This window comes from Pseudomonas sp. F8002 (assembly GCF_013385495.1).
Taxonomy (GTDB): domain Bacteria; phylum Pseudomonadota; class Gammaproteobacteria; order Pseudomonadales; family Pseudomonadaceae; genus Aquipseudomonas.
The window spans coordinates 349,419-365,725 of sequence record NZ_JACAPW010000015.1; the positions used below are offsets into that span (position 1 = coordinate 349,419).

Genomic DNA, 16,307 nt, shown 5'->3' on the forward strand with positions numbered 1-16,307 from the left:
TTCAGGCCTGGTTGAGCTGGGCTTTGAGTAAATCGCGGAAGGTCTGGATCAGGGGTTCGCGGCTGCGGCCCCGGCGCATGATCATTGAGAACGGCGCCTGGTAACCAAAGGTCGCCGGCAGCAGTACCCGCAAATCCCCTTTGTCGGCCCAGGCCTGGGCGTAGTGTTCCGGGAGGTAGCCGATGTAGGCGCCGGACAGCACCAGGATCAATTGCGCCTCCATACTTTCCACCGTGGCGGCGCTGTGCTTGAAGCCGTGACGCGCCAGTTCGGCCTGGCTCCAGTAACCACGACCGACCATGCGTTGCTGGGTGATGACTTGTTCGGGAATGCGCCGCTCGTTGAACAATGGGTGACGGGTGCTGCAATACAGCCAGTGCTGTTCGCGGTACAGCGGCATATAGATCAGCCCGCTCATCCGGTTGGAAAACGCACCGATGGCCAGGTCCAGGCGATTGTCCTGGACGCCGAGTTGCAACTCGTAAGGACTCATCACCGACAGGTGCAAATGCACCGCCGGGTGTTCCTGACTGTAGGCGCCGATCACTTCGGCAAACGGCAAGGCCTTGTCGCTGACGGTGGAGTCGAGTACGCCGAGTTTCAGGGTGCCGCGCAGTTCGCCTTTGAGCGCGGCGGCGTATTGCTCGAAGCCTTCCAGCTCGCCCAGCAGGCGCAGGGTTTCCTGATGAAACAACTCGCCCTTGCTGGTGAGGCTGAACCCGCCCCGCCCGCGATGGCACAGCACCAGGCCCAACGCGGCTTCCAGCTGGCTCATGTAAGTGCTGATGGCCGAGGTCGACAGGTTGAGTTCGTGCTGGGCATTGGCGAAACCCTGGTGCCGCACGACGCTGACGAAGATGCGCAGGAGTTTCAGGTCGGGCAAGGCGTTGGCCATGGGCTCTCCAGAGGCAAACATAAAACCTGTAGGAGCGGGCTTGCTCGCGAATGCGGTGTTTCAATCGAACCCTCCGTGACTGACACACCGTATTCGCGAGCAAGCCCGCTCCCACATTTGAACCGAGTTTACCTCAGGCATTAGTTTAGAAAAATCTGAACTAAGTATTTGCCCCTGCCGATTCTTCCCTTCCCATGCATTTCGCAGAATCGGCTTCTAATAAACAAAACGATGAGGCAATCCCGTGGACAAGATTTTCCACCAACCACTGGGCGGCAACGAAATGCCGCGCTTCGCCGGCATCGCCACCATGATGCGTCTTCCCCATCTGCAATCGGCCAAGGGCCTGGATGCCGCCTTCGTCGGCGTGCCACTGGACATCGGCACCTCCCTGCGTGCCGGCACCCGTTTCGGGCCGCGGGAAATTCGCGCCGAATCGGTGATGATCCGCCCTTACAACATGGCCACCGGCGCCGCGCCGTTTGACTCGCTGTCGGTTGCCGACATCGGCGATGTGGCGATCAACACCTTCAACCTGCTGGACGCCGTGCGCATCATCGAAGAAGCCTACGACGAAATCCTCGAACACAATGTGATCCCGATGACCCTGGGTGGCGACCACACCATCACCCTGCCGATCCTGCGGGCGATCCACAAGAAACACGGCAAGGTCGGGCTGGTGCACATCGATGCCCACGCCGACGTCAACGACCACATGTTCGGCGAGAAAATCGCCCACGGCACCACCTTCCGCCGCGCGGTGGAAGAAGGCTTGCTGGATTGCGACCGCGTGGTGCAAATCGGCCTGCGCGCCCAGGGCTACACCGCCGAAGACTTCAACTGGAGCCGCAAACAGGGCTTCCGTGTGGTCCAGGCCGAAGAATGCTGGCATCACTCGCTGGCGCCCCTGATGGCTGAAGTGCGCGAGAAAGTCGGCGGTGGCCCGGTGTACCTGAGCTTCGATATCGACGGCATCGACCCAGCCTGGGCGCCCGGCACCGGCACCCCGGAAATCGGTGGCTTGACCACGATCCAGGCGATTGAAATCATCCGCGGCTGCCAAGGCCTGGATCTGATTGGTTGCGACCTGGTAGAAGTTTCGCCGCCGTACGACACCACCGGCAACACCTCGCTGCTGGGCGCCAACCTGCTGTACGAAATGCTCTGCGTATTGCCGGGCGTGGCGCACCGCTGATGAGCGCCCAGGCCGAGGTTTTAAAAGCCGCGGCCGACCTAGTGTCGGCCTTCGCCCGCAATGATCGCGACGCCTACTTCGGTGCGTTCAGTGCCGATGCCAGCTTCGTGTTCTACACCCTCCCCCAGCCGCTGCTGAGTCGCGATGCCTACCAGGTGTTGTGGGACAGCTGGCGCCGGGACGAGGGATTTGAGGTGCTGTCCTGCACCTCAAGCAACGCTTTCGTCAGCCTGCACGGTGACGTCGCGGTATTTGTGCATGACGTGGCCACCGAGCTGCGCATGAACGGGGAGCAATTCTTTAGCCAGGAACGCGAGACCATTGTCTTCAAGCGGCAAGGGGATCGCACACAACAAAAAGAAGGCCTGTGGCTGGCCTGTCACGAACATTTGTCCGCTATGCCGGAAGGGCTGCCGCCCCATTAGCCAATGTGATCGGAGCAGATCATGAATAATAAAAACAACGAAAACAGTATTCGCAACATAGAAACCAACGGCGTCGAACAGATCCCGGACCACGAACGTACCGCCGGGCCGAAGGATTTGTTTCGCCTGATTTTCGGCGGTGCCAACACCTTCGCCACCGCGGTGCTGGGGAGCTTTCCGGTGCTGTTTGGCTTGTCGTTCCAGGCCGGCGTCTGGGCGATTGTGCTGGGCGTGCTGGTGGGTGCGGTAATCCTCGCCCCCATGGGTCTGTTCGGTCCGATCAATGGCACCAACAACGCCGTGTCTTCCGGTGCGCACTTTGGTGTGCACGGGCGGATTGTCGGCTCGTTCCTGTCGCTGCTGACCGCTATCGCGTTCTTCTCACTGTCGGTGTGGAGCTCAGGCGATGCACTGGTGGGCGGTGCGAAACGTCTGGTGGGCTTGCCGGAAACCGACCTGACCCTGGGCCTGGCCTACGGCGTCTTCGCCATTCTCGTATTGACGGTGTGCATCTACGGCTTTCGCTTCATGCTGTGGGTCAACCGCATTGCAGTATGGGCGGCGAGCCTGCTGTTCCTGTTGGGCATCTTCGCCTTCGCACCCGCTTTCGACAGTCACTTCGCCGGCACCGTTGCCCTCGGCCAGACCGGTTTCTGGGCGGCGTTTATCGGTGCGGCACTGGTGGCCATGAGCAACCCGATTTCCTTCGGGGCGTTCCTCGGTGACTGGTCACGCTACATCCCACGGGAAACCTCGAAGATGCGGATCATGCTGGCGGTGGTGTTCGCACAGATCGCGACGTTGATCCCGTTCCTGTTCGGCCTGGCCACCGCGACCATCGTGGCAGTCAAGGCACCGGACTATATCGCGGCCAACAACTATGTCGGCGGCCTGCTGGCGGTGGCACCGAGCTGGTTCTTCCTGCCGGTGTGCCTGATCGCGGTGATCGGCGGCATGTCCACCGGCACTACCTCGCTGTATGGCACCGGCCTGGACATGTCCAGCGTATTCCCGCGCCTGCTGTCCCGGGTCAAGGCGACGCTGCTGATCGGGGTGATGTCGATTGCCTTCATCTTTATCGGACGTTTCGCCGCCAACCTGGTGCAGAGCGTGTCGACCTTCGCCGTGCTGATCATCACCTGCACCACGCCGTGGATGGTGATGATGATCATCGGCCTGATCGTGCGCCGGGGTTACTACTGCCCGGATGACCTGCAAGTGTTCACTCGCGGCGAAACCGGCGGGCGCTACTGGTTCAGCCATGGCTGGAACTGGCGCGGCCTGGGGGCCTGGATCCCGAGTGCGCTGGTGGGCCTGTGCTTCGTCAACCTGCCGGGGCAGTTTGTCGGGCCGCTGGGCAACCTCGCCGACGGCATCGACATCAGCTTGCCGGTGACCCTGGGCCTGGCCTCGCTGGTGTACCTGACACTGCTTCGCGTGTTCCCTGAACCGGCTGCCGTCTACGGGCCGACTGTGGCGAGGGAGCCTGCTCCCGTTCGACTGCGCAGCAGTCGCGAGGCCGCCTGATGAATTGCATGGAATGGATTGGGGCTGCTGCGCAGCCCAGCGGGAGCACGCTCCCTCGCCACACAGCCCCCTTTAGCCCCACATAAAAAAGATAATCGGAGACTCGCCGTCATGGCCTTAGATCTATTCGTCGTCCTCATCTACGCCGCCGGCATGCTGGTGCTCGGCTACTATGGCATGCGCCGCGCCAAGACCCATGAAGACTACCTGGTGGCCGGCCGCAACCTCGGCCCGACGCTGTACATGGGCACCATGGCCGCCACGGTGCTGGGCGGTGCGTCCACCGTCGGCACCGTGCGCCTGGGCTATGTACATGGTATTTCCGGTTTCTGGCTGTGCGCCGCGCTGGGCGCGGGGATCATTGCGCTGAACCTGTTCCTGGCCAAGCCGCTGCTGAAACTGAAAATCTTCACCGTGACCCAGGTCCTGGAGAAACGCTACAACCCCATGGCCCGCCAAGCCAGTGCGGTGATCATGCTGGCCTACGCGCTGATGATCGGCGTGACCTCGATCCTGGCCATCGGCACCGTGCTGCAAGTGTTGTTCGACCTGCCGTTCTGGATGTCGGTATTGGTAGGCGGTGGCGTGGTGGTGGTGTACTCGACCATTGGCGGCATGTGGTCGCTGACCCTGACCGACATCGTGCAGTTCGTGATCAAGACGGTCGGCCTGATGTTTATCCTGCTGCCAATCTGCCTGTACCGCGTCGGCGGTTGGGATGAATTGGTGGCCAAGCTGCCCGCGTCGAATTTCAGCTTCACTGAAATCGGCTGGGACACCATCATCACCTACTTCATGATCTACTTCTTCGGCATCCTGATCGGCCAGGACATCTGGCAACGGGTGTTCACCGCCCGTGACGAAAAGGTCGCCCAGTACGCAGGCACCTTCGCCGGTTTCTACTGCATCCTCTACGGCCTGGCCTGTGCGCTGATCGGCATGGCCGCCCACGTACTGATCCCGGACCTGGACAACGTCAACAATGCGTTCGCCGCCATCGTCAAAGTCTCGCTGCCCGACGGTATCCGCGGCCTGGTGATCGCCGCTGCACTGGCCGCGATGATGTCCACCGCCAGCGCCGGCTTGCTCGCCGCTTCCACCGTATTGACCGAAGACCTGCTGCCGCGCCTGCGTGGTGGCAAGCAGTCGAGCTTGAAGATCAACCGTCTGTTTACCTTGCTGACCGGTATCGCTGTGTTGGGTATCGCGCTGGTGGTGAATGATGTGATCAGCGCACTGACCCTGGCGTACAACCTGTTGGTGGGCGGCATGTTGATCCCGCTGATCGGGGCGATTTTCTGGAAGCGTGCGACAACTTCCGGGGCGATCACCTCCATGACCCTGGGCTTTGTGACCGCGCTGGTGTTCATGATCAAGGATGGTTTGGACGCCAATACACCGATCTACTACAGCCTGGGTGTGGGCCTGGTGAGTTTTGTGCTGGTGAGTTTGCTGTCCCGTCGTCCGGAGGCTGTTGCGGCTCGGGCGATCTGAACGAATAGTTGAAAGTAGCTTTCTTCAGCGGGTGCGACGTCGGATGTCGCACCCGTTTTTTTATTCCCACATTGCCGAAACCGCCGGCGCTCTGGCCTGGATGACTTCCTGGACCAAAGAGGCCCATACCAATCCCTGCGTGGTGCCCCCGGCATAAGTTGCCCCTGCGACAATGCGGTTGTAGGCGGACCAATGCACGATTGAAAGTCCATCTGCGGTGCCGGGCCTGGCACATTCGATTTGTTGCAAGTCGCCACGTTCGATTGCGCGGCTGCAGGACTTTGGAAAGTGTCGAGAAACGGCAGCCAGGCACGCCGCCCGTATCTGTTCCTTGTACTGCGGCGTCGAATCGGGCGGCACCTGCCCGGCGGAGACAAGGATGCAGTTCCCGTCCAGGCGGCAATTCATGACGCCGATTGGCAGGTCGTACTGCAGCTTGAGTCCGCGCATGTCGACACCTTCATCATCAACGGCGCGCAGCTTGAAAAACCAGCCAATGATCGGGATGATCTCTGGTTCGTCCACCCCCATGGCCGTGACGACAAAGTGCTCTCTACTCAGATCGGCAATTTGGACCGGACTCAGGTGCCGTGGCAGGAATTCAACCCCGGAGCGCTGCAAAAGCGCCACCATCTCATCCATTAAATGGATAAATTCCAGATCGTAGCCCGACACCTCAATCGCCCGCCCGACCTCGGGAACTCCATACATTGTCTGGAATTGCAGCTGACTGATCTCTGCAAGCTCTCGCCCCGGCTTGCCACTCGGCCAAGGCCTGTTTTCGATATCACGTTGCTCGCGGATCGCAGCCTCCGTGCCACTGGAGCCGTCCACATAGGCTCGTACAATTCGCGACCGTGCAAATCGTGCCAGCGATGGGTTGTCGGCCAGGAATTTTTCAAACAGCTCGATGCCTGCGCGATTGCACTCAATGGCCAGGTACTGATTTGCGGGAGTCAGGTAATCGTTAGGCAGCGGTTTTGCAGTCGTCTCCGTTGCTGATAGATGGCGCATGTTCACCTGCTTGTGACTGGCACCATCGCGCTGCTGATTTCCTCCGTAAACCGTGACCTGATAATTTGCCAGGCGGAACATCACGGCTTGGAGCAGCCCGTTGATACCTCTGCCGATGATCGACACACGCGGCGCACCGTCATCGGCTTGCCGAGAGGGGATCGCCAATGAGTGTGCGAGTTTGCGCCGGACAAGGCCGCGCAAGGCCATCAAGCTCAGTTGCACCGAGACCGCATAGTCGAGGTCGCAATGGCAGGCTTCGGTGGTGGCCGCCTGTGTGGTCAGCGTCGCCGGCTTGTACCACGTGGAGACACTGCAGCCGAGCGCTTGTGTGCGCACCCGAAACGCATCCAGTGTCCTGGGGCCGTAGTCCAATATGAGCTGGATGTCTTCGGAGATTGCCAGGGCCTGCAACGCATCGTCGCTAAAGACATCCGGCTTGGCGACACAGACAAGGCGAGCCTTCCTGTGCAGGCACTGAATGAGGGTCCGATCAATGCGATAAATGGATTCATCATTCAGGGATAAGCATAGGGCGACTGCATTGGCCCCCTCGAGCGCCTCAAGCCAGTCGTCAACCAATGAAACCCTACAATCGGAAGAGGCTTTCCCGAAACTGTCCGGCACTCGTTCGCGTCGATACAACACCTTAATCCGAACATCCGGATCTCGAGCAAGCAACAACTTAACAAGCTCTTTCCCTACATTGCCGTATCCCAGCACACAGATGTCATGGGGCAAGGAGCCATCGGCCAGCGTCAGCCAGTGCGCAATATAGGCAGCAACATGCGGCGCATTGACCCCTGGCGTATTAATCACTCGAACATTGTTGGACTCGCACAGATCCAATCGGATCTTATCCAGACTAGTACCTCTGCGGACCAAACAGAGTTCGCCAAATGGGTGGGATATACGCCATTGGTTGATGACGTCGGCATCAATAACCTGGTCTGCGACAACGAGCGTTGATGGGCGCAGCAGTGCAATCTGTATAAGCAGAGCCTGCTTGGTTAACGTCGGCGGGAAAAACACCACGTTGCCGGGTGCATCAGCTTTCCAGCCACGCGATGCAGGGGCGATATGCAAGATGTTTTCGGTGGTGGCAATAAGTGACGCGGCGACTGGCGGAACGGAAGAGAACATCATGGTTTTGTCTCCAACAGTTCTGACTGGCTCCTACTCCGGAGAGCGCAACTCAATGAAGTTGGGGGCTTGCAAGAGCTGCAAACGCTACAAATCTTTTCGTGATGAAACTCAACCTACGCCTATCCTATTAATCAAATAAGCCCGTCGACTCTGACAAACAGGTAGTCCAATTCCGATACTTAATGGCAAAACTCGACTGACGCGCACACGCCCGGAATACCAATCGGTATTACCGTGGCGTTATTAAATTAAATATTTTAAGGATTATTCCGATAGCAGGCGTCTTGAGAAAATCACCAAACCCCGGAAATGAAAACGTCCGGCCAAAGCCAGACGAAGAATTGAAGTACACAGCAACGGGTCATGATCAATCATGACTCCAATACATAGGCAAACCACCTGGCCGCGCCCAAACAAACATGCTTGAGCGCTTTCCAGGACTTACCTGCGACGCGGGCGACGCTGCTCGTCATCGGTGCGGATTGGCACCGGTTGCAGCGGTGGCTCGATCAAGCCGAGTGCGACGCCGAGGTCGTGCAGCCAGTTTTGCAGTTTCTCTTTCATGGTGCCCCCTTGGGGTAATGCCGAGCGGCTGGAATTCTGTGGCCGCTTCCTACAGATAGTAGTCTTAAGTCTTACGTATTGCTTGAACGAAACCACAACGAACTATTACTGAATTGATCAAAATCCTGACGGATCGTTCAAGCAATCGCTCGGGTTTCGGTTTCCGGTAGCACCTTGCCCTCCTGCTGCAGGTCAATCCACGCATTGAGGTTAGCGCCGAGCATGCCCTTGCGCCACATCAACCAGGTGGTGGCGCTGGCAAAAGGCTCGGCCAGCGGATGAATGGACACGCTGTCCTTGCCCGGCAGGCTGTCGAGCATCGATTCCGACATCAACGCCACGCCGGAACCGGCGATTACACAGGCCAGCATGCCCTGGTAGGACTCGATCTCGATGGCCCGGCCCATGGCCACGCGATCGTGGGAAAACCAGGCTTCCAGGCGCGCCCGATAAGAACAACTGCGTCGGAAAGTGAACACCGAACGGCCGGCAACATCCTGCGGCCCACGCACCGGCGGATGATCCGCCTCGCAGATCAGCAGCAGGCGCTCTTCGCACAGCGGCACGCCGTCGAGGGTGGCCAGGGTCAACGGCCCATCCACCAATGCGGCGTCCAGGCGCCCGGTGATCAAGCCTTCCAGCAGTTCACCGCTGGGCGCTGACTGCACCTGCAGGTTCACCATCGGATACGCCTTGTGGTAACGCGCCAGCAGCTTGGGCAAATGAATCGCCGCCGTGCTGTACATGCTGCCAAGCACAAAGTCCCCAGCCGGTTGCCCGCCTTGCACCGCGCCATGGGCTTCGTCATGCAGGGCCAGCAGGCGCGCACTGTAGTCCAGCAGCACTTTGCCTGCAGGAGAAAGCTGCAAGCGCTGGCGCTCGCGCACGAACAGTTCGACGCCCAGCTGTTCTTCCATCTGTTTAAGCCGGGTCGACAGGTTGGACGGCACCCGGTGCAAGCGCTCAGCGGCACGGGTGATGGAGCCTTCCTCGGCCACGGCCTGGAAAATCCGCAATTGACTGAACTCCATCACCATTCTCCAAAACTGAACAAGTTACTCACTATTATTCATTTTTAAAGAAAGTCAATCCGCTTTAGCCTGATGGTCACTCGCTGCTCCCAGGAAAAACCACCATGTCACCGCTGATCCGCTTACTCGCCAGCTTTATCGCCCTGATGATGGCCATGGGCATAGGTCGATTCGCACTCACCCCGCAAATGCCGCATTTGCTCAGTGAAGGGCAGATCGACCTGACCGGCGCCGGCCTGATTGCGGCCGCCAACTACCTGGGTTATTTCGTCGGCGCGGTGGATTCGATCTTTGCCCGCAGCCATCACCATGTACGCGGGCGTTTGTACGGCGGGCTGTGGCTGTGTGTGCTGCTGACCCTGGCGTCGTACTGGGCCCACGGGTTCTGGCCGCATCTGTTGTTGCGCTTTGGTACCGGTGTAGCCAGTGCCTGGGCGCTGGTGATGATTACCAGCCTGAGCCAGCCGCTGGCCATTGCGGCCGGGCGCCCACGCCTGGGTGCGCTGGTATTTGCCGGGCCGGGGCTGGGGATTCTGTTGACCGGGTTGCTGGCGCTGGGCTCCAACCTGTTGGGGCAAGACTCTGCAACCTTGTGGCTGGTGTATGGGGTGGTCGCCCTGGTCATGCTGCTGGCAATCCTGCCGTTCCTGCCCAAGCCTTCCGCTGCCGACTCGCCCGTTGCCAGCCACACCGCCGTGGCCAGCAACGGCAGCATCACACATCTGTGCTGGATCTACGTGTTGTATGGCCTTGGCTACATCATCCCGGCGACATTCCTGTCACAGATGGCCAGCGCGCAATTCAAGGGAGCATGGCAAGCAGACCTGTTCTGGCCCTGCTTTGGCCTGGCTGCCGCGATTGGCGTGGTGGCGGCAAGTTTGCGCCGCAAGGACCCGGACACCACCCGTCGCTGGCTGATGACAACCCTTTGGCTGCAAGCGGCCGGCGTGTTTGCCTGCCTGCTGGGCAACGGTTGGGGGCTGGCGCTGGGGGTGTTGCTGTGCGGTGGGCCATTCCTGGCGTGCATGCAACTGGTGATGGCACGCTTGCGTGAGGTCGCCCCCCACGGCTACCAGCGCAGCACCGGGTTGCTGACCGCCAGCTTTGCGATCGGCCAATTGAGCGGTCCGTTGCTGGCGTCGGTGAGCAGCCACCTCAGCGGCGGCCTGCAACCGGCGCTGGTGGTAGCAGGCGCCGGTTTGTTGGTGGCCGGATCGGTGCTGGTCAGCCGGCAACCATCGACACAGGCGCACGAACCTGTTCACGCCGCGCCAGCACCAGGAAAAACAGCCCACCCAGGAAGCAGCCGGTAAACCAGGCGAAATTGGCCATGCCCTGCAGCACCGGGGTGAAGGTGATCGCGACGCCCACCAGCGTCGCGGGCACCAGCGCCTTGACCGCCGTCCAGTTCACGCCGCCGTCAAAGTAGTAGCGCCCGCTCGGGCTGTCATCGAACAACGCATCCACGTCGATCTTCTGTTTTTTGATCAGGTAGAAATCCACCAGCAGAATCCCGAACAACGGCCCGATAAACGCGGCGAGGATATCGAGGGTGTAGTGGATCATCAGCGGGTTGTTGAACAGGTTCCATGGGGTGATGAAGATCGAGGCCACCGCCGCAATCATTCCACCGGCACGCCAGCTGATTTTGCTCGGTGCCACGTTGGCGAAGTCAAAGGCCGGCGAGACGAAGTTGGCGACGATGTTGATGCCGATAGTCGCAGTGACAAAGGCGAACGCCCCCAGCAACACAGCCATGTCATTGTCGATGCGCGAAACGGTGGCAATCGGGTCGTGGAGCATTTCGCCGAACACCGGCAAGGTGCCCGAGACGATCACCACGGTGACCAGGGAGAACGCCAGGAAATTTACCGGCAAGCCCCAGAAATTTCCGCGACGCACGTCTTTCATCGTGCGGCAGTAGCGGCTGAAATCACCGAAGTTCAAGGTCGGCCCGGAAAAGTACGACACCACCAACGCGGTTGCCACGATGATTTGGCCAAACGCCTGCCAGCCTGAGAGGGATTTTTCCGCCAGGGTGAAGCTGATATTGGCCCAGCCAGCCTTCCAGACGATCCAGCCTGCCAGGGCAAACATCACCGCATAGACCACAGGCCCCGCCCAGTCGATGAAACGACGGATGGACTCCATGCCCGCCCAGAACACCAGCGCCTGGAGCGTCCACAGGCTGAGGAAACCGAACCAGCCCAGGTACGACAGGCCGGCAAAGTGCGGCTCTGCGTATACCGCCATCTGTGGGAAAAAGCGCAGCACCACGATGATCAATGCGCTGGACGCCAGGTATGTCTGGATCCCGTACCAGGCCACTGCGATCAACCCACGAATCACCGCCGGGATATTCGCCCCGAATACCCCAAAGGCCAACCGGCAGATTACCGGGTACGGCACTGCCGCCTGCTGGCTCGGCTTGGCCACCAGGTTGGCGATCAATTGCACAATACAAATCCCGGCGAGCAAGGCGATCAATACCTGCCAACTGGCCAGCCCCAGGGCGAACAGGCTGGCGGCGAATACGTAGCCGCCGACGCTGTGCACGTCGCTCATCCAGAAGGCGAAGATGTTGTACCAGTTCCATTTTTGCGGCAGCGGTCCCAGGTCCTGGTTGTACAGGCGCGGGCTGCAGCCTTTGGGCAATTGTTCGGTCATCGCAGGGCTCCTCGTAAATACCGGCCTGCCACCCGCGACGGGAGTGCGTACGGGAGGCGACATGGTTTGTATACGAGTTGTTGAGCAGAATGCGTGCCAATGCAATAAAACTCGGCACAATCCCCCGTGGAGCTTGGCTCTTCAGGCGGCGTAGAGACGATTGAACGGTGGTGATTCGCTCAGGGATGGTGCAGGGCAATCCTGTACACAATCAATTGTGCACCCTGCGCGCACATTGATAGCCCACGGTGCAGCAAACGGCAGTCAGGAAGGTGCCCCAGGCGATGTCCATGAAGGCCAAACCGGCGGACCAGCCCTGCAGGGTTGCCCAATTGCTCAGGTCATAGGTGCCGTAGGCTACCAATCCCAGGAGTGCACCAAGCCGCGCGGCACGCTGCCAGCCGCCGCTCGCCAACGCAGGCAGGACGACAAGCACCACACAACCGAATACATAGAGGAGATAGAACGCCACGGCTGGGAACAGGCGCGGCTGGTCAAGCATCAACGGGCCGAGCAGCGCTTTGTAGGTCGGGCCCATGAGGACACCGAGCCACAGGCCGTCAAGCATCAGAAAGGCAAGCAACGTACCGAGGTAGGCGAAAAGCGTTTTTCTGGACATTGAGGCGGCCTTTTGCAGGAGCAAGCGTGCTCCTACAGAAGAGCAAACCACGATCAGCTTAGTTCAATGCGATCCGCGTGGATCACGATGTGACCCTGCTTGTAGAGGGCGCCGATGGCCTTCTTGAAGTTGCCTTTGCTGACACCGAACAAACTGCTGATCAGTGCCGGGTCGCTTTTATCGCTGACCGGCAAGGTGCCGTTGTTGTCGCGCAACTTGGCGAGGATCTTCGAGTTCAGGCTGGAGGCCGCTTCTTCACCCACAGGCTGCAGGCTCAGGCTGATATTGCCGTCGGCGCGGATTTCCTTGATGAAGCCTTTCTCTTCCTTGCCCGGGCGCAGGAACTTGAACACTTCGTTCTTGTGGATCAGGCCCCAGTGCTTGTTGTTGATGATGGCCTTGAAGCCCATGTCGGTGGCTTCGGCCACCAGCAAGTCAACTTCCTGGCCGACCTTGTAGGTGGCCGGGGTCTTGTCCAGGTAGCGGTCAAGGCGTGCGGTGGCGGTGATGCGCTTGGTGTGTTTGTCGAGGTAGACGTGTACCACGCAATACTCACCGGCGGTCAGCTGGCGCTTTTCTTCGGAGTAAGGCAGCAGCAGATCCTTGGGCAGGCCCCAATCGAGGAATACACCGATACTGTTGACTTCAACCACTTTCAGACTGGCAAATTCACCCACCTGTACTTTTGGTTTTTCGGTGGTCGCGATAAGTTTGTCATCGCTGTCCAGATAAATGAAAACGTTGAGCCAGTCTTCATCTTCACTGGGAATATCTTTGGGGATATATCGGTTGGGCAAGAGGATTTCGCCCTCTTGATCACCATCCAGGTACAAACCAAAGTTAGTGTGTTTAACCACTTGCAAGCTGTTGTAGCGCCCGACTAAAGCCATCTCAAATACCCTCATTGCGTGGGCGGCATTCTACCCGAGTTGACGACGGCGGTCCCGCGTACCGGCGTACAGGCCTGAAAAATCATGGGTTTGCCGAGAAGCGCCCCGCTCGTCAGGTCATCGGGCTGAATCCGGCCAGTACCCACGGCCGGATTTCCTCGAGGGATTCGAGTTAAAACAGCAAGTTAGGTGAGTATTTCACTTAATAATCCAGGCGAATCATAAACCCTGCGTATATTTCAGGGGGATATTTGCCAAGCAATTGTCAAGCATTTCATGTACGATGCATGGCCAAGTTAATTCTCTACAGGTTAGTGGCCGCCATGCGCGTAAAAGCATCCAACAGCAAAGCAAAGCCAGCTCCCGCCGTTGAAACCAGCGAATCGATCAACAGCCAAATTGCTGCATTCCTCAAGCAGGGCGGCGAAATCCAGCAGATTGCCAAAGGCGTAAGCGGCCAGACTTTCGGCCCGTCCAAGCAGATCACCCTGGGTAAAAAGTAAGACTCGCGCATTACACCTGGTCCCTATGCGCTTTGCCTTTCAAGGCGCTAGGACTAGAGCCCGCACTACCCCCTGATACACCCCTTTATTACGCCAATCGACGAACGGGCCTCATCTGCGAACCATCGCCGGTATGCTTGCACACGTCTAGATCGGGCATTTGCCTGATATTTCCCGTTACTGCTCCTCGCTTTTCATGGAGTGAAGCATGCTCAAATCCTGCATATTCCTGGCCGGTGCCCTGTTGGCCAGCCCCCTCGCCGAAGCGCAGGTTTTCCAGCGTGAATTGGGTGATTTCGACCTGAAATTGGGCACGACACCCAGCCGAAGCATGGCTCAAGGTTTGGTCAAACCCACCGCGCCCGGCAGCAACTCATTCCACGGCGGCCTGGACTTGAGCCATGACAGCGGCCTCTACCTCGGCCAATTCTCTCCAAGCATGGGAATGTCCCCTGCCAGCAACCTGGAAGTCGACTCCTACCTGGGTTTCAAACGCCCCTTCGACCAGACCCTGGGTTATGAACTGGGGATGATTCACTACAGCTATCCCAAGCTGAGCCCCCTCGACAGCCAGGAGTTCTACGGCGGCCTGACCTTGCTGGGCAATCGCTTCGGCGCCGCCTTCAGCAACGACCCGGACCGGCAGGACAGCACCCTGTTCGCCGACCTCGGCGACACCAAGCCGTTCGGCATCGGCGTCAGCATGAAATACACCACCCACCAGCTCGGCACCCCGGTCTCGGTGGCCGATGGCAGCTCGATCCGCAGCTTCAGCGACTGGTCGGTACAATTTTCCAGGCCATGGATGGGCGTCGACCTGAACCTGATCTACAGCGACTCCAGCCTCAGCGGCGGCGATTGCTCGGCCTACTCCGGACACAACTCGCAATGCGACGGGCTGTTGACCCTGAAGGCCGAGCGGGCGTTTTATTGATGGGCTGAACTGTCGCTGCCCTGACGGGTTCAGATGCAATACTCTCGTCTGCGCAAGGACTCGCTCATGCTGCGTCGGTTAAAATTTCTGGTGATGTTGCTGACCCTCAGCCTGGTGCTTGCCGGCTGCAATCGGGTGGGCCTGGCCTATCGCAATCTGGATGTGATCATCCCCTGGACCCTCAGCGACTACCTGGAAATGAACGCCGGGCAGAAGAGCTGGTTCAACGACACACTCAAGGAACACCTGGCCTGGCATTGCACCACCCAGTTGCCGGGCTACCTGGACTGGCTCGATCGCCTGCAACAGATGGTCGACACCAACCAGGTGACCGACGCCGCCCTGCAAACCCGTACCGCCGAAGCCAAACAAGCTATTGCCGAGAGCGCCCGGGCGATCACGCCGTCCGCCGTCGAGCTACTGCAGGGGCTGGACGACCAGCAAGTACAGGATATGGAGCAAGCGTTCGCCAAGGACCTGCGCAAGCGTCAGGACGAATACCTGAAACCGCCCCTCGAGCAGCAGATCAAGGAACGCGCCGAGCGCATGAACAAACGGCTGGATGCATGGCTCGGGCCGTTAAGTGCCAGCCAGCAGAATCGCGTCACCGCCTGGTCGATCGCCTTGGGTGAGCAGAACCAACAATGGATTGGCAACCGCGCCCACTGGCAAACACTATTTATCGCAGCCGTCAAAGACCGCCACAGCAGCGATTTCCCACAGAAGATCGAGCAACTGCTGGTGAACCGCGAAAGCCTGTGGACTCCTGAATATCGCCAGGCCTACGCCCAGACCGAAACCGCAGCCCGCAGCCTGATCGTCGACCTGATGGCGGAAAGCACCGTGCAACAACGCCAGAAGCTGACACAAAAGATCGACAAGGTGCGCAGCGACTTCAAGGCCCTTAAATGCCTGAAGGCTGGCACCCCATAGTCATCAGGCAATCTGTGGTTTGGAAGCCAGTTCATCAAACGTCGCCGGATCCAGCGCATCCGCCTGCTCGTCCAGCACCTGACGCGGGTGATTATCACCGGGGATACAGCTGTCGATCAGGCTCAGCAACTGTGAGCCGCGCTGGGTCAATTTGAAGTTCTCACCATTGCCGCACTCTTCCTCTGACCGCGACTCAATAAAGCCGTGCTTGAACAACAACGCCTCGTAATCCGCCGCGAGCTTTTTAAACTCGTCGAGATTACCGATGGGCTCTCCGGCGGCGGCCCTTTTAGTCGCTTCTTCCTCGGCGTATTTGCGTGGGGCGAAGCTGGCGCCACCGTTCTGTACCTCATGCAACAGTCGTTCGATCAAATCCCAATCGTAAGTCGTCATCCTGATTCCTCCTGAAGGCACACGAAATAGGCCCTTCAAAGGTGTGACATGCCGGACCCGTCGTCCGTTCAGCCTAG

At 59.3% G+C, this 16,307-nt stretch carries 16 protein-coding genes; 8 read left to right on the forward strand and 8 right to left on the reverse strand.

Annotated elements, in window-relative coordinates:
* Position 1: 1 nt before the first annotated feature.
* Positions 2–895 (reverse strand): LysR family transcriptional regulator, encoded by an 894-nt coding sequence (locus HX811_RS13290; RefSeq protein WP_003210734.1) that lies wholly within the window; start codon positions 893–895, stop codon positions 2–4.
* 244 nt (positions 896–1,139) lie between these two features.
* Between HX811_RS13290 and speB the strand changes: the two genes are divergently transcribed.
* From speB to HX811_RS13310, 4 genes are all read left to right on the forward strand, one after another.
* A complete protein-coding gene (speB, locus tag HX811_RS13295; protein ID WP_003210733.1) occupies positions 1,140–2,090 on the forward strand; it encodes an agmatinase in 951 nt (316 codons plus the stop codon).
* Positions 2,090–2,515: a nuclear transport factor 2 family protein gene (locus HX811_RS13300; RefSeq protein ID WP_003210732.1), complete on the forward strand. Its 426-nt coding sequence runs from the start codon at positions 2,090–2,092 to the stop codon at positions 2,513–2,515. The genes speB and HX811_RS13300 overlap by 1 nt, the downstream gene beginning before the upstream one ends.
* Before the next feature lie 21 nt (positions 2,516–2,536).
* A complete protein-coding gene (locus HX811_RS13305; RefSeq protein WP_003210731.1) occupies positions 2,537–4,042 on the forward strand; it encodes a cytosine permease in 1,506 nt (501 codons plus the stop codon).
* A 111-nt stretch (positions 4,043–4,153) separates the two neighbouring features.
* The gene (locus HX811_RS13310) at positions 4,154–5,536 is read left to right on the forward strand and encodes a sodium:solute symporter (protein WP_177046174.1); all 1,383 of its coding nucleotides are present in this window, start codon (positions 4,154–4,156) and stop codon (positions 5,534–5,536) included.
* Positions 5,537–5,596: 60 nt separating this feature from the next.
* On the opposite strand, the gene HX811_RS13315 is transcribed toward HX811_RS13310, so the two are convergent.
* The 3 genes from HX811_RS13315 to HX811_RS13320 all read right to left on the reverse strand — a co-directional run bounded on the left by HX811_RS13315 (position 5,597) and on the right by HX811_RS13320 (position 9,291).
* The gene (locus HX811_RS13315; RefSeq protein WP_177046176.1) at positions 5,597–7,696 is read right to left on the reverse strand and encodes an FAD-dependent oxidoreductase; all 2,100 of its coding nucleotides are present in this window, start codon (positions 7,694–7,696) and stop codon (positions 5,597–5,599) included.
* Between the two features lie 441 nt (positions 7,697–8,137).
* Positions 8,138–8,260 (reverse strand): PA1414 family protein, encoded by a 123-nt coding sequence (locus HX811_RS31995; protein WP_003210728.1) that lies wholly within the window; start codon positions 8,258–8,260, stop codon positions 8,138–8,140.
* Positions 8,261–8,397: 137 nt separating this feature from the next.
* Positions 8,398–9,291 (reverse strand): LysR family transcriptional regulator, encoded by an 894-nt coding sequence (locus HX811_RS13320; RefSeq protein WP_003210727.1) that lies wholly within the window; start codon positions 9,289–9,291, stop codon positions 8,398–8,400.
* Between the two features lie 104 nt (positions 9,292–9,395).
* On the opposite strand from HX811_RS13320, the gene HX811_RS13325 reads away from it, so the two are divergent.
* A complete protein-coding gene (locus HX811_RS13325; RefSeq protein ID WP_177046178.1) occupies positions 9,396–10,604 on the forward strand; it encodes an MFS transporter in 1,209 nt (402 codons plus the stop codon).
* Here the strand turns inward: HX811_RS13325 and HX811_RS13330 are convergent.
* From HX811_RS13330 to HX811_RS13340, 3 genes are all read right to left on the reverse strand, one after another.
* The gene (locus tag HX811_RS13330; protein WP_177046181.1) at positions 10,516–11,958 is read right to left on the reverse strand and encodes an NCS1 family nucleobase:cation symporter-1; all 1,443 of its coding nucleotides are present in this window, start codon (positions 11,956–11,958) and stop codon (positions 10,516–10,518) included. The genes HX811_RS13325 and HX811_RS13330 overlap by 89 nt on opposite strands.
* A 211-nt stretch (positions 11,959–12,169) precedes the next feature.
* Positions 12,170–12,577, reverse strand: a complete 408-nt coding sequence (locus HX811_RS13335) for a DUF2177 family protein (RefSeq protein ID WP_008438163.1) — start codon at positions 12,575–12,577, stop codon at positions 12,170–12,172.
* A 53-nt stretch (positions 12,578–12,630) separates the two neighbouring features.
* On the reverse strand, positions 12,631–13,467 hold the full coding sequence (locus HX811_RS13340; RefSeq protein ID WP_076014775.1) for a S1 RNA-binding domain-containing protein: 837 nt from the start codon (positions 13,465–13,467) through the stop codon (positions 12,631–12,633).
* Between the two features lie 323 nt (positions 13,468–13,790).
* Between HX811_RS13340 and HX811_RS13345 the strand changes: the two genes are divergently transcribed.
* The 3 genes from HX811_RS13345 to HX811_RS13355 all read left to right on the forward strand — a co-directional run bounded on the left by HX811_RS13345 (position 13,791) and on the right by HX811_RS13355 (position 15,837).
* Complete coding sequence (locus HX811_RS13345; RefSeq protein ID WP_003210722.1) at positions 13,791–13,970, forward strand: hypothetical protein; 180 nt, start codon at positions 13,791–13,793, stop codon at positions 13,968–13,970.
* Positions 13,971–14,178: 208 nt separating this feature from the next.
* Complete coding sequence (locus tag HX811_RS13350; protein ID WP_177046183.1) at positions 14,179–14,904, forward strand: TorF family putative porin; 726 nt, start codon at positions 14,179–14,181, stop codon at positions 14,902–14,904.
* Positions 14,905–14,970: 66 nt separating this feature from the next.
* The gene (locus HX811_RS13355; RefSeq protein WP_177046185.1) at positions 14,971–15,837 is read left to right on the forward strand and encodes a DUF6279 family lipoprotein; all 867 of its coding nucleotides are present in this window, start codon (positions 14,971–14,973) and stop codon (positions 15,835–15,837) included.
* A gap of 3 nt (positions 15,838–15,840) precedes the next feature.
* On the opposite strand, the gene HX811_RS13360 is transcribed toward HX811_RS13355, so the two are convergent.
* Positions 15,841–16,230: a hypothetical protein gene (locus HX811_RS13360; RefSeq protein WP_003210719.1), complete on the reverse strand. Its 390-nt coding sequence runs from the start codon at positions 16,228–16,230 to the stop codon at positions 15,841–15,843.
* Positions 16,231–16,307: the final 77 nt, after the last annotated feature.